At 70.4% G+C, this 13,343-nt stretch carries 12 protein-coding genes; 8 read left to right on the top strand and 4 right to left on the bottom strand.

The features are described from left to right. Positions 1-35 precede the first annotated feature (35 nt). Positions 36-2,945, top strand: a complete 2,910-nt coding sequence (locus tag OG607_RS11810) for a vitamin B12-dependent ribonucleotide reductase (protein ID WP_405722304.1) — start codon at positions 36-38, stop codon at positions 2,943-2,945. Between the two features lie 66 nt (positions 2,946-3,011). On the opposite strand, the gene OG607_RS11805 is transcribed toward OG607_RS11810, so the two are convergent. Further along, entirely contained in the window at positions 3,012-3,542 is a 531-nt protein-coding gene (locus OG607_RS11805; RefSeq protein WP_405722301.1) for a TerD family protein, read from the bottom strand. Between the two features lie 155 nt (positions 3,543-3,697). Between OG607_RS11805 and OG607_RS11800 the strand changes: the two genes are divergently transcribed. Then, positions 3,698-4,690, top strand: coding sequence for an NAD-dependent epimerase/dehydratase family protein (locus tag OG607_RS11800; RefSeq protein ID WP_405722298.1), 993 nt, complete (start codon positions 3,698-3,700; stop codon positions 4,688-4,690). On the opposite strand, the gene OG607_RS11795 is transcribed toward OG607_RS11800, so the two are convergent. Next, a complete protein-coding gene (locus OG607_RS11795; protein ID WP_405722296.1) occupies positions 4,684-5,088 on the bottom strand; it encodes a VOC family protein in 405 nt (134 codons plus the stop codon). The two genes, OG607_RS11800 and OG607_RS11795, sit on opposite strands and share 7 nt — an antisense overlap. 86 nt (positions 5,089-5,174) lie before the next feature. On the opposite strand from OG607_RS11795, the gene OG607_RS11790 reads away from it, so the two are divergent. Both OG607_RS11790 and OG607_RS11785 read left to right on the top strand, forming a co-directional pair. Then, positions 5,175-5,783: a YdbC family protein gene (locus OG607_RS11790; protein WP_405722295.1), complete on the top strand. Its 609-nt coding sequence runs from the start codon at positions 5,175-5,177 to the stop codon at positions 5,781-5,783. A gap of 114 nt (positions 5,784-5,897) precedes the next feature. Continuing rightward, entirely contained in the window at positions 5,898-6,728 is an 831-nt protein-coding gene (locus OG607_RS11785) for an SDR family oxidoreductase (protein ID WP_405722293.1), read from the top strand. Here the strand turns inward: OG607_RS11785 and OG607_RS11780 are convergent. Beyond that, positions 6,718-7,308: a TetR/AcrR family transcriptional regulator gene (locus OG607_RS11780; protein WP_405722291.1), complete on the bottom strand. Its 591-nt coding sequence runs from the start codon at positions 7,306-7,308 to the stop codon at positions 6,718-6,720. The genes OG607_RS11785 and OG607_RS11780 overlap by 11 nt on opposite strands. 95 nt (positions 7,309-7,403) lie before the next feature. Here OG607_RS11780 and OG607_RS11775 point away from each other — a divergent pair, with 95 nt between their 5' ends. The 4 genes from OG607_RS11775 to OG607_RS11760 all read left to right on the top strand — a co-directional run bounded on the left by OG607_RS11775 (position 7,404) and on the right by OG607_RS11760 (position 11,663). Continuing rightward, on the top strand, positions 7,404-8,126 hold the full coding sequence (locus OG607_RS11775) for an SDR family oxidoreductase (RefSeq protein WP_405722290.1): 723 nt from the start codon (positions 7,404-7,406) through the stop codon (positions 8,124-8,126). Between the two features lie 57 nt (positions 8,127-8,183). Next, positions 8,184-8,849, top strand: coding sequence for a phosphoglycerate mutase family protein (locus OG607_RS11770; RefSeq protein WP_329311599.1), 666 nt, complete (start codon positions 8,184-8,186; stop codon positions 8,847-8,849). Between the two features lie 80 nt (positions 8,850-8,929). Continuing rightward, entirely contained in the window at positions 8,930-9,835 is a 906-nt protein-coding gene (locus OG607_RS11765; protein ID WP_405722288.1) for an ADP-ribosylglycohydrolase family protein, read from the top strand. Positions 9,836-10,046: 211 nt separating this feature from the next. Further along, complete coding sequence (locus OG607_RS11760) at positions 10,047-11,663, top strand: DUF4153 domain-containing protein (RefSeq protein WP_405722286.1); 1,617 nt, start codon at positions 10,047-10,049, stop codon at positions 11,661-11,663. Between the two features lie 76 nt (positions 11,664-11,739). On the opposite strand, the gene OG607_RS11755 is transcribed toward OG607_RS11760, so the two are convergent. Next, the gene (locus OG607_RS11755) at positions 11,740-13,290 is read right to left on the bottom strand and encodes an MFS transporter (RefSeq protein ID WP_405722284.1); all 1,551 of its coding nucleotides are present in this window, start codon (positions 13,288-13,290) and stop codon (positions 11,740-11,742) included. Positions 13,291-13,343: the final 53 nt, after the last annotated feature.

Raw genomic sequence — 13,343 nt, 5'->3', positions numbered from 1 at the left:
CTCCAGGGCGTTTTGCCTGTATTGGGAGGCGGCACATGACTGAGACGACGAGCGGCCCGGCACGCGGCTCGCGCGCGAAGGCCGGCAAGACGGCGGCCGCGGCGGCGAACAAGGGCCTGCGCATCGAGCGCATCCACACCACCCCGGGGACGCACCCCTACGACGAGGTGGTCTGGGAGCGGCGTGACGTCGTCATGACCAACTGGCGCGACGGCTCGATCAACTTCGAGCAGCGCGGCGTGGAGTTCCCCGACTTCTGGTCGGTGAACGCGGTCAACATCGTCACCAGCAAGTACTTCCGCGGCGCCGTCGGCTCCCCGCAGCGCGAGAGCAGCCTGCGGCAGCTCATCGACCGCGTGGTCAAGACCTACCGCAAGGCCGGCGAGGACCACGGCTACTTCGCGTCCCCGGCCGACGCCGAGATCTTCGACCACGAGCTGGCCTACGCCCTGCTCCACCAGGTCTTCAGCTTCAACTCGCCGGTGTGGTTCAACGTCGGCACCGCCCAGCCCCAGCAGGTCTCCGCTTGCTTCATCCTCTCCGTCGACGACTCCATGGAGTCGATCCTCGACTGGTACAAGGAAGAGGGGATGATCTTCAAGGGCGGCTCCGGCGCCGGCCTGAACCTCTCCCGGATCCGCTCCTCCAAGGAACTGCTCTCCTCCGGCGGCAACGCCTCCGGCCCGGTCTCCTTCATGCGCGGCGCGGACGCCTCGGCCGGAACGATCAAGTCGGGAGGCGCCACCCGCCGCGCCGCCAAGATGGTCGTCCTGGACGTGGACCACCCCGACGTCGAGGCCTTCATCGAGACCAAGGTGAAGGAGGAGGAGAAGATTCGCGCCTTGCGCGACGCGGGTTTCGACATGGACCTGGGCGGCGACGACATCACCTCCGTCCAGTACCAGAACGCCAACAACTCGGTGCGCGTGAACGACGAGTTCATGGCCGCGTACGAGAAGGGCTCGAAATTCGGCCTGCGCGCGCGCATGACCGGTGAGGTCATCGAAGAGGTCGACGCCAAGGGCCTGTTCCGCAAGCTGGCCGAGGCCGCCTGGGCCTGCGCCGACCCCGGCATCCAGTACGACGACACGATCAACCGCTGGCACACCTCGCCGGAGACCGGCCGCATCACCGCGTCCAACCCCTGCAGCGAGTACATGCACCTGGACAACTCGTCCTGCAACCTGGCCTCGCTCAACCTGATGAAGTTCCTCGACGACGACGGCCAGGGCAACCAGCGCTTCGACGCCGTGCGCTTCGCCAAGGTCGTCGAGCTGGTCATCACCGCGATGGACATCTCCATCTGCTTCGCCGACTTCCCCACCCAGAAGATCGGCGAGACCACCCGCGCCTTCCGCCAGCTCGGCATCGGCTACGCCAACCTCGGCGCCCTGCTGATGGCCACCGGCCACGCCTACGACTCCGACGGCGGCCGGGCGCTGGCCGGTGCCATCACCTCCCTGATGACCGGCACCTCCTACAAGCGCTCCGCCGAACTGGCCTCGGTCGTCGGCGCATACGACGGCTACGCCCGCAACGCGGACGCCCACAAGCGGGTCATGCGGCAGCACTCCGACGCCAACGGCACCGCCACGCGCGTGGACGACCTGGACACCCCGGTCTGGGCCGCCGCCACCGAGGCCTGGCAGGACGTGCTGCGCCTCGGCGAGAAGAACGGTTTCCGTAACGCGCAGGCGTCCGTTCTCGCGCCCACCGGCACCATCGGTCTGATGATGGACTGCGACACCACGGGCGTCGAGCCGGACCTGGCCCTGGTCAAGTTCAAGAAGCTCGTCGGCGGCGGTTCCATGCAGATCGTCAACGGCACCGTCCCGCAGGCCCTTACCCGGCTGGGCTACCAGCCCGAGCAGGTCGAGGCGATCGTCGCCCACATCGCCGAGAACGGCAATGTCATCGATGCCCCGGGCCTCAAGCCCGAGCACTACGAGGTCTTCGACTGCGCCATGGGCGCGCGAGCGATCTCCGCGATGGGCCACGTGCGCATGATGGCCGCCGCCCAGCCGTTCCTGTCCGGCGCGATCTCCAAGACCGTGAACCTGCCTGAGACGGCCACCGTCGAGGAGGTCGAGGAGGTCTACTACGAGGGCTGGAAGCTCGGCCTGAAGGCCCTCGCGATCTACCGCGACAACTGCAAGGTCGGCCAGCCGCTCTCCGCCAAGAACAAGGACAAGGAGAAGGCGGAGGCCACCGAGAAGGCCGAGGAGACGATCCGGGCCGCGGTCGAGAAGGTCGTCGAGTACCGCCCCGTGCGCAAGCGGCTTCCCAAGGGCCGCCCGGGCCTGACCACCTCCTTCACGGTGGGCGGCGCCGAGGGCTACATGACCGCCAACTCCTACCCGGACGACGGTCTCGGTGAGGTCTTCCTCAAGATGTCCAAGCAGGGCTCGACGCTGGCCGGCATGATGGACGCCTTCTCCATCGCGGTCTCCGTCGGCCTCCAGTACGGCGTCCCGCTGGAGACGTACGTCTCGAAGTTCACCAACATGCGCTTCGAGCCGGCCGGCCTGACCGACGACCCCGACGTGCGCATGGCGCAGTCGATCGTCGACTACATCTTCCGCCGTCTGGCGCTGGACTTCCTGCCCTTCGAGACCCGTTCCGCCCTGGGCATCCACTCCGCCGAGGAGCGCCAGCGCCACCTCGACACTGGCTCGTACGAGGCCTCCGCCGAGGACGTCGACGTGGAGGGACTCGCCCAGTCCGCCCCCCGCCACATCGAGGCCCCGAAGCCGGCCGCCGTGCCCGCCAAGCCCGTGGCGGCCGTGCCCGCGCCCAAGGCGGCGCACAACTCCACGGAGCTGATGGAGATCCAGCTCGGCCTCAACGCCGACGCCCCGCTGTGCTTCTCCTGCGGCACCAAGATGCGCCGCGCCGGCAGCTGCTACCTCTGCGAGGGCTGCGGCTCCACCAGCGGCTGCAGCTGAGCCGTGAGCTGAGGGGCGGTGGGGCCATCGGCCTCACCGCCCTTCTTCATGTTCTTCATGGCCGGATCAGGACGGGCGGCTGCCCATCAGCTGGGCGAAGGACTCCGGGTCGGCGTCGAATCCGTGGACGTCCGGGTGGAATTCCCATTCCTCCGTGCCATGGCGGGCGAACTCGGCGATGGTGGCGGCCGTGGATCCGGCCACGCCGGAGAAGTCGCTCTTCGCCAGCTCCGTGTACCCCGTCTGGATCAACGAGGCGGGGTGCGCTATGTCGTCGAATGTCATCCGTCCGCCCGTTTGCTGGATGGCCACGCCGACGACGACGCGGGAGTACGAGGCCGAGAGCCGGTCGAGCTCCAGGGTCATGACCTCGTCCCAGCCCAGTCCCTTTCCGTTCACGCTGTCCCGGTTGAGGATGATGGTGCCGTCGGGCGACCGGCTGTCGAAGTGCACGAGATACGCGGGCCTGCCGTGAGGGTCGTTCGCGTAGTAGGTCGCCGCGATGATGTCGAGATCACTGGCGGGCGCGCCCAAGGGGCTGGGATCCCACTTGAGCTTCACTTCGACTTTCCGGGTCCCCTTGTTGAGGCTGGTCACCAGACTTCCCTTCCATCAAGATCATGTCCGCAACTGGCAAGGGTTTCACGTCCATTGACCATGATGCCGTGCGATTCTCCTGTTGTGCCCCGGCGATTGCGCCGAGAGCGTGCGCCGGTTCCCGCCAGTGCGGTGGGCGGGCACAATCCCTTGCCATGAGGCTCTTGATGCTGGGCGGTACGGAGTTCGTGGGGCGCGCCGTCACCGAGGAGGCACTCGCGCGGGACTGGCAGGTGACCGTGTTCCACCGCGGGCGGCATGATCCGCCGAAGGGTGTCACCGTCCTGCACGGCGACCGCGCCGCCGAGGACGGCCTGGCGGCGCTCGGCACCGGGGAGTGGGACGCCGTCGTCGACACCTGGTCCGGCGCTCCGTCGGCCGTGCGCGACGCGGCCCGGCTGCTGGCCGGCCGGGCCGGGCGATATGTGTACGTATCCAGCCGGTCGGTCTACGCCTATCCGACGCCGCCCGGGCTGTCGGAGGACGGCCCGGTGGTGGACGCGTCGGCCGACGACGGCGAGGTGGACTACGCGCGCCTCAAGCGCGGTGGGGAGCTGGCTGCCCTGGACGCCTTCGGCGAGCGGGCGTTGCTGGTGCGCGCTGGGCTGATCATCGGACCGTACGAGAACGTCGGCCGGCTGCCCTGGTGGCTCTCGCGGATGGCGCGCGGCGGTCCGGTGCTCGCGCCGGGGCCCCGTGACCTCGCGCTGCAGTACATCGACGTGCGCGATCTCGCGACCTGGATTCTCGACGCCGCCGAGCGCGGGCTGGGCGGTCCGTACAACCTGGTGAGCCCGCCCGGGCACACCACGATGGGCGGTTTGCTCGACGCGTGCGTACAGGCCACCGGCGGTGTCGCGGAGCTGCGCTGGACCGCGCCGGACGCGATCCTCGCGGCGGGCATCGAGCCCTGGACGGACCTGCCGGTGTGGGTCCCGCCGGGGGAGCTGTACGACACGGTGCACCAGAGCGACGTGTCCAGGGCGCTCGCCGCCGGGCTGCGCTGCCGCCCGGTCGAGGAGACGGCCGCCGACACCTGGCGCTGGTTGCGCACGCTGGGCGGACAGGCACCCCGGCGGCCCGACCGGCCGCCGGTCGGACTGGACCCGGCGATCGAGGCGAAGGTGCTCCGGCAGGCCGGTCAGTAGGACTGCAGTTCGATCAGGGTGCCGTCCGGCGTGCGCAGGTGCGAGGTGCGCAGGCCGGGGCCCCAGTCGGGGCGGTCCTGGGGCTCGGTGAGGAAGGCGGCGCCGTGGGCTGCGAGCTGCCGGGCGGCGGTGTCGACCTCGGCCACGCGCAGTACGAGCATGGCGCTGTCCTGCGCCTCGGCACGCGCGGGCAGTGTGTTGGTGCCGATGGTCATCGCGAGGTTGCGGCGGGCGTAGAGGACGAGAACGGTCTCGCCGTCCAGGTCCCAGTTGGCGTATCCCGCTTCGGGCAGGACCTTGACCGGTTCGATGGAGAGGAGGTCGCGCAGAGCTGCCGTCCAGAAGCGCGCGGCGGAGTCGAAGTCCTCGACGAGGAGGCGTGGATACAGGGCGTCCATGGGCCAGATCGTATTCCCTTACCCGTACGGGGAGTTGGCGGCCTGACCGGGGCGGAAAGCGTGCTGGTGGGCCATAGGATGGCGCGGTGCTGGTGAAGTGGATTCGCTGCGGCGTCATCGACCGGGCGGGGTTCGAACGAGGGCAGCGGAAGTGGGCGGGGCTGCTGGGTGAGCCGGGGTTCCGGGGGCAGGGCGGCGGGTGGAGCCGGGGGCAGCCCGGGGTGGCGCATCTGTTCTCCATCTGGGACACGCCGTCGTATCACGACGCCTTCATGTCGGGCGGCGCCCATGACCGGCTCGCCGCCGCGCAGGAGGGCACCTACGAGAGCCTGGGCGTGAAGCTCTTCGAGCGCAGGCTGGACGTGAAAGTCGGCTTCCGCGCCCGGTTCGCGGACAGCGACCTGCTGCGGCTGGCGCACTGCAAGGTGCGCCCGGAGCGGGCCGAGCACTTCACCCTGATGCAGGAGAAGGTGTGGAACCCGGCGATGGCCGGGTCACCGGGGATGCTTCGCGGGGTCTTCGCACAGGGCCCGGACTCGGACTTCCTGGTGCTGTCCATGTGGGACTCGGCGACCGAGCGTGCCAAATACCGCGACGGTCCGGTCGCCCGGCTGTCGGAGCGCGCCGATCTGGACGCGGATGTGCTGGCTGTGGCGGGTGACGTGGTGGATGTTGTACAGGCATGGACAGTCTGACGCCTGCCACTGACAATCCCGGGTACCCGGATGTCACATCTGCGGCGGCCGGCCCGTCCCCTCTCCGAGACCGGCGATCGAGTCGCCGGGAAGGGACGGGACGCAGTCATGGCCATGGAAATGATTCTGGTGACCGGCGGCAGTGGTGTGCTCGGAGCCGCCGTGGTGCGGCGGCTGCTGGATTCCGGCCGCCCCGTGCGCGTGCTGAGCAGGCGGCCGGAGCGCGGTCCGGACGTGCCGGAGAAGGCCGAGTGGGCGGTCGGTGACCTGGCGGACGGTGCCGGGCTCGCCGCGGCGCTGGACGGGGTCGGCGTGGTGGTGCACTGCGCCAGTGACACCAAGGGCGCCGGGAAGACCGATGAGGCAGGCACCCGCAATCTGATCGACGCCGCACGCGCAGGCGGCGCGCGGCCGCACATCGTCTATGTGTCGATCGTGGGCATCGACCTGGTCCCGTTCCGGTACTACCGGGCGAAGCTGGCGGTGGAACGGCTCGTGGAGGAGTCGGGGCTGCCGTACAGCGTGTTGCGCGCGACGCAGTTCCACGATCTGGTGCTGGCCGTTGCGCAGCAGCTGGCACGGCTCCCCGTGGTGCCGGTGCCCTCGGGCGTGCTCGTACAGCCGGTGGAGGTCGGGGAGGTCGCCGACCGGATGGCGGAGCTGGCGCTGGGGGAGCCAGTCGGGCGCGCGTCCGACTTCGGCGGGCCGCAGGTGTGGACCGCGGTGGACGCGGTGCGTGCGGTCCTGCGGGCCTCCGGCCGGCGGCGCCCGGTGGTGTCCGTGCCGCTGCCGGGCAGGATGATGACGGCGCTGCGCGCGGGCGGGCTGCTGGTGCGCGACACCGATCCCGGCGCGCCGGGACGGCACGGCTTCGGCGAGTTCCTCGCCGCCGCGCCGCTCGGGGACCGTACGTACGGAGCGGCGCGGGCCGGCGCTAAGGGCTGAGCATTTTCCGGAGCGCGGAGGTGAGCTGACCCGCCAGATCGGCGTCGACCGGGGCATGGCGGCTCAGCAGCCGGTACCACATGGTGCCGAAGGCGAAGTCGACGGCGAGGTCGAGCGGTACCTCGGCATCGCTGAGGTCGCCGCGCTCCACACCGCGGGCGAGGATCTCGCGAAGTGCCTGCCTGCGGGGGCCGATGACAGTGCCCTGCAGGCGGGCCGAGAGCCCGGGATCGTGCTGCGCCTCGGCCATCAGGCCGACGATGGCCTTTCCGGTCAGCTGATGGGTGAGGGCGAAGGTCGCCGCGAGGAGACTCTCGACATCGAGCAGGGTGTCCCCGCTGTCGGGGGCGAGCCGGCGGCTTTCGCGCAGCCCGACATCGCGGAGGGCGTCCAGCAGCACCGCCTCCTTGGTGGGCCACCAGCGGTAGACCGTCTGCCTGCCGACACCTGCCGTCTCGGCGATCGCCTTGATCGTCAGGCCTTGGAAGCCGTCGCGCTGGCACAGCTGGAGAGCCGCGTCGAGCACGGCGCGCCGTGCTGTCTCGCTGCGGGGCCTGCCGCGGGGGGCCGCTTCTGTCATGGGATCACCTTAGATCCTCCGGGGGCTTTACAGGACACAGTGCCTCGTTTATATTTAACGAGTCACCGTGTCTTGTAATTGGAGTGGGGCAAGCGATGAGTGAGCGGATTGTGGTTGTCGGCGGCACCTCGGGTATCGGGCTCGCCGTGGCTCAGCGACAGCTGAAGGAAGGCCGTGAAGTGGTCGTCACCGGCAGGGATGCCGGGCGTCTGGCGGCGGCGCTGGAAAAGCTGGGCGACGGCGCTTCGGGAGCCGGCGTCGACGCCAGGGACGAGGAGGCCACCCGCGCCTTCTTCGCGGGGCTGGAGCGGGTGGACCATGTGGTCGTGGCGGTCACCGGGGCGACGGCGGCCGGGCCCTTCCGATCGATATCCGCCGGGGCGCTGCGTGAGGCCGCCGAGGGCAAGCTTCTCGCGCAGACGATCGCCGCCCAGGCCGCGCTCGAAGTGCTCAGGCCGGACGGGTCCCTGACATTCGTCACGGCCGGTTCGGCGGGTGCCGCCATACCGGGCACCGCCGGCCTCGCCGCGGTCAATGCCGCCGTCGAGGCGATGGTGCCGGTGCTCGCGGTGGAGCTCGCCCCCGCCCGGGTCAACGCGGTCTCGCCCGGGATCGTCGACACCCCCTGGTGGGACTGGCTGGACGCCGAAGCCCGGCAGCAGACCTTCGACGCGTACGCCAGGACGGCCCCTGTCGGCCGGGTGGGGCGGCCGGAGGACATAGCCGACGCCATCGCCTATCTCATCGACGCCGGCTTCACCACGGGCACAGTCCTCTCTGTGGACGGCGGATCCCGGCTGCGGCCCGCGGGCCTGTGACAGGTCCTAGGGGGGTGCCATCGTGCTTCCGCATTGGCGGCCACATACAGTGAAGTCATGGCACGACCCCGCCGCATTGTGCTCATCCGGCACGGAGAGTCCCAGGGCAACGCGGACGACACGATCTATGAACGGGTCCCGGACCATGCTCTGGAGCTCACCCCCACCGGTGAGCGGCAGGCACGGGACGCGGGGGACCGGCTCAGAGAGCTGTTCGGCGACGAGCGGGTGCAGGCCTTTGTCTCGCCGTACCGGCGCACCCACCAGACCTTCCATCTGCTGGGGCTGGATCCGAGGCTCACGCGCGCCAAGGAGGAGCCGAGGCTGCGTGAACAGGACTGGGGGAACTACCAGGACGCCGAGGATGTTCAGCGGCAGCGCAAGACCCGGGACGCGTACGGGCACTTCTTCTACCGCTTCGCGCAGGGGGAGTCGGGGGCGGATGTCTATGACCGGGTCGGTGCCTTCCTGGAGACCCTGTACCGGGCTTTCGACAATCCGGACTTCCCGCCGAATGTGCTGATGGTGACCCATGGTCTGACGATGCGGCTGTTCTGCATGCGGTGGTTCCACTGGACCGTCGACGAGTTCGAGTGCCTGTCCAACCCCGACAACGGCGAGACCCGGGTGCTGCTGCTCGGGGCCGACGGCAAGTACCGGCTCGACCGGCCTTTCGCCCGGTGGCGTACGGCCGAGTCGGACCTGGCGAGATATCACGGCTAGGCCAGGGCCCAGTTGTGCGGGTGAGTTTGGGCACAGGGTGATTGACCCCGATGACACCTGATGTCAGAGTTTCCGGCGCGATGATCCCTGACCCCCGAAATTCCGAACGCCTCCTGCGCGCACTCGCGAGCCTGCGCGGACTGGCCCTGGGCGATGCCCTCGGCTCCCAGTTCTTCGTACCCGCCAACTATCCGGCCCTGCAGAGCGGGGCGCTGCCGCCCGGCGTCTGGCAGTGGACCGACGACACGGAAATGGCGTGCTCGGTGGTGGCGGTCCTGCACGCCCACGGCTCGGTCGACCAGGACGATCTCGCCGCGTCCTTCGCGCAACGCCATGACTTCGATCGTGGTTACGGCCCGGCGGTGAACCGGATGCTGCGGCTGATCCGCCAGGAGGGCGCCGACTGGCGCACGCTGGCGGCGGAGATGTTCAACGGGCAGGGCTCCTGGGGCAACGGGGCGGCGATGCGGGTCGCGCCGCTCGGAGCCTGGTACGCGGGGGAGCCGGAGAAGGCGGCCGAGCAGGCGGAGCTGTCGGCGTACACCACGCACCAGCACCGGGAGGCCGTGGCCGGGGCTGTCGCGGTCGCGGTTGCGGCCGCGATAGCCGCCGGAGCGGACGGCCGGGAGGGTCCCACGGCGCTGCTGGACGCGGTCATCGCGCTCGTGCCGCGCAGCGCCGTGCAGGCCGGGCTGCGCCGCGCCCGCGACCTGCTCGACTACGCGGATGTGGCCACCGTCGCCGCGGTGCTCGGCTGCGGTCGGCGCACCAGTGCGCATGACACCGTGCCGTTCGCGCTGTGGGTGGCGGCCCGCGGGCTCGGTGACTACGAGGGAGCGTTCTGGACCACGGCGCGGGCCGGGGGCGATGTCGACACCACGTGCGCGATAGTCGGCGGCATAGTCGCCGCCCGTCCGGACGGTGCTCCGCCGGCCGAATGGCTGGGGCGGAGTGAACCGCTGCCGGCGTGGGTCCCCCTCGGCTGAGGCCGCGATCATCGGAAACCCGTCCCAAAACCCCGCGAGTGTCACGAGCACGTCACAGGCTTGCGCCGGGCGGGCACCCGGGCCTGGGCCGGTGCCGGGCCCGGCGTAGCGTGTCGCACACGCCGCCGGTTGATCTTGACCAGCGTGCGCCGACAGTCGCCGGTCCTGCTCGCGCTCCGTGCCGTGGCGGTCCCGGCTGGGAGGGGGCTCCATGTCTGACACTCCGTCCGATGCCAAACCGCCGCGGAGCAATCCGTACGCGCCGCCGCAGCCACCCCGCGTGCCCGCTTATATGGGGCCCCCGCAGCCGCAGCCGCACCCGCACCCGGCGTGGCCCGGGGCACCGGTGCCGCCGCCGCCGCAGTGGGTTGTCGCCAGCCGTGCCAAGGCACCGGCCGCGATCCGCCCGGGTGTGCTCTGGGCGGTGCTGGCGACCGCGGTCGTGGCCGCGCTGCTGCTGGGCGACGGACTCGGTCTGAATCTGCTCTTCGTCGCGATCCCCGCCGCGGTGGCCGCCGCGGCGGCGGCTCGCGCGGCCGGCCGCCGGCCCCGCCCGTGGACCCTGCTGTGGGCGGTCGGGGGCCTCGCCCTGCTCGCCGTCCCCGCTCTTCGGGACGCGGGCTGGCCCGCTTTCCTCGCCATATTCGCGGCCCTCGCGCTCGGTTCGCTCGCCCTGCACGGCAGCCGCACCTGGCCGGGCGTGCTGCTCGGCAGCGTCGGCATGTGGGGCGCGGTCGTGGCCGGTATCGACTGGGGCCAGCGTGGGCTGCGCGAGCGGACCGGCGGCAACCGCGACCGCTGGTGGCCGGTGGTCAAGGCGACCGGGGTGGCCGTGGTGCTCCTGGTGGTCTTCGGCGCGCTCTTCGCCGGTGCCGACGCCGCCTTCGCCGATCTGATGAGCGATCTCATCCCGGACATCTCGATCGGTGACTTCCCGCTGCGCCTGCTGTTCTTCGTCCTGGCGCTGCTCGGCGCGCTGGCCGCGGCCCGTACCGCAGCCTCTCCCCGCCGCTGGGACCGCATCAAGGTCAAGCCGGGCCGCCCGCGCAGCCGCGTGGAGTGGACGCTGCCGCTCGTGGTCCTCGCCGTGCTCTTCGCCGCGTTCAACTCCGTACAGCTCACAGTTCTGTTCGGCGGCTACGACAAGGTGCTCGCCGAGACCCACCTGACCTATGCCGAGTACGCCCGGCAGGGCTTCTGGCAACTGCTCACCGTCACCCTGCTCACCGTGCTCGTGATCGCTCTCGCCCTGCGCTGGGCACCGCGCGGCAGTGACGGCGACCGGCTGCTCGTGCGCTCGGTGCTCGGCGTGATCTGCGTGCTCACCCTGGTCGTCGTCGCCTCCGCGCTGCGCCGCATGGACCTGTACGTCGACGCCTACGGGCTGACCCGGCTGCGCATCTCCGTGGCCGGTGTGGAGCTGTGGCTCGGCCTGCTCATCGTGCTGATCATGGTGGCGGGAATCCTCGGCAACCGGTGGCTTCCGCGGGCTGTCGTGGCCGTCACGGCTGCCGGAGTGCTGGCATTCGGACTGGCCTCGCCCGACGCGCTGATCGCGGACCAGCAGGTCGGCCGTTCACACAACGCCGAGGACATCGACCTGCAGTATCTGCGAGGCCTGTCCGCCGACGCGGTGCCCGCGCTCGACCGGCTGCCCGAACCGCAGCGCTCCTGCGCACTGGAGGAGATCGAGCGCGGCCTGCGCGACGGCGAGCCCTGGTACGCCACCAGCCTGAGCGAGGCCCGCGCCCGCACGATCCTGGCCGACCGGCCGCTCGCGAGCACAGACGCGTGCCAGGAGGCGGGCTTCACCGACTACCGGGAATGACATGCGGCTGGGCGCGCGGGCCTGGCGCGCCCCGCCCCCGCCACCCCGCCACCCCGCCGCCCCGACCACTCATCAGTCAGGCCCCTGGCACTCCCGCGGTTCCGCTCAGTGCCTCCAGGTCGCTCTTGCGCACCCTCACGACGAACACCGCCGTGAGCAGGGCCAGACCGACCAGCGCCACAGCCGCGATGAAAGCGGTCGCTATGCCATGAGCCAGCACTTCATGGCCCCATGGCGCCGGCATCGTCCCCGTCTTCGCGAACGCGGCCTTCTGCTCCGCCGTGCCGTGGGCCAGGAAGTCCGGCAGCTGTTTTCGCGCCTCGCTGCGGGAGGCCGTGCCGAAGACCGTGACCAGGATCGACAGACCCAGTGAACCGCCCACCTGCTGCGTCGCGTTGAGCAGCCCGGAGGCCGCGCCTGCCTCGTGCTGCGCGACCCCCGAGACGGCGGTCAGCGTGAGCGTGACGAAGTTCAGGCCCATTCCGAAGCCGAAGAGCAGCATCGGCCCGAGCACTCCGGCGGCGTAGCCGCTCTCCGGGGTGATACGGGTCTGCCAGGCCATGCCCAGACCCGTGAAGATCGCACCGGTGATCAGGAACGGCTTGGGCCCGAGCACGGGCAGGAAGCGGGTGGACAGAACCGCGCCGACCAGGATCGCGGCGGTGACCGGCAGGAAGGCGAAGCCGGAGGCGATCGGGCTGTAGCCGAGCACGTTCTGCACGAAGAGGACGATGAAATAGAACATCCCGAACATCGCCGCGGCGAGGCTGAGCATGATCACGTATGTGCCCGAACGGTTGCGGTCCGCGAACATCCGCAAGGGGGTGATCGGCTCCCGCGCCCGCCGCTCGACCAGGACGAACGAGGCGAGCAGCACCACGGCCGCCCCGAATGCCGCGAGTGTCAGCCCGTCCCGCCATCCCTTGTCGGCGGCCCGGATGAATCCGTAGACCATCGAGGCCATGCCGCCCGTCGAGGTGATCGCGCCGAGTATGTCGAAGCGTCCTGGGTGCCGCTCCGACTCGTGGATGAAGATCGGCGAGAGGAAGGCGATCAGGAGGCCGATGGGTACGTTGACGAAGAACACCCAGCGCCAGCTGAGCCAGTCGGTGAGCATGCCGCCGGCCAGCAGCCCGACGGCGCCGCCGCCGGCCGAGACGGCCGCGAAGACGCCGAAGGCCCGGTTGCGTTCCGGGCCTTCGGGGAAGGTGCTGGTGATCAGGGCGAGCGAGGTGGGCGAGCAGATCGCTCCGCCGGCGCCTTGCAGGGAGCGGGCGGCGAGCAGCTGCCACGGCTCCTGGGCGAAGCCTCCGAGAAGGGAGGCGAGGGAGAACAGCAGAATGCCGAAGACGAACACCCTCCGCCGCCCGAGGATGTCCCCGGCCCGGCCGCCGAGCAGAAGCAGGCCGCCGAAGGTCAGCGTGTAGGCGTTGAGCACCCAGGACAGGTCGGTGGTCGAGAAGGAGAGCGCGCTCTGGACGTGCGGCAATGCGATGTTGACGATGGTCGCGTCCAGCACGACCATCAGCTGACAGGCGGCGATGACGGCCAGGGCGATACCCGGGCGTCCGTCCCGCCGTGCGGCACCTGGCTTCCGTGGAGTGGTACCTAATTGCGAAGTCGTCACGAGAGTCCCCCACCAATGACTTAGTGAACGGCATCGTTCACTGTGTGCAACGC

It is taken from the genome of Streptomyces sp. NBC_01537 (assembly GCF_045040445.1).
In the GTDB taxonomy this organism is placed as follows: domain Bacteria; phylum Actinomycetota; class Actinomycetes; order Streptomycetales; family Streptomycetaceae; genus Actinacidiphila.
Note: the sequence above shows the minus strand (reverse complement) of the source record. Positions and strands in the feature narration are given on the sequence as shown.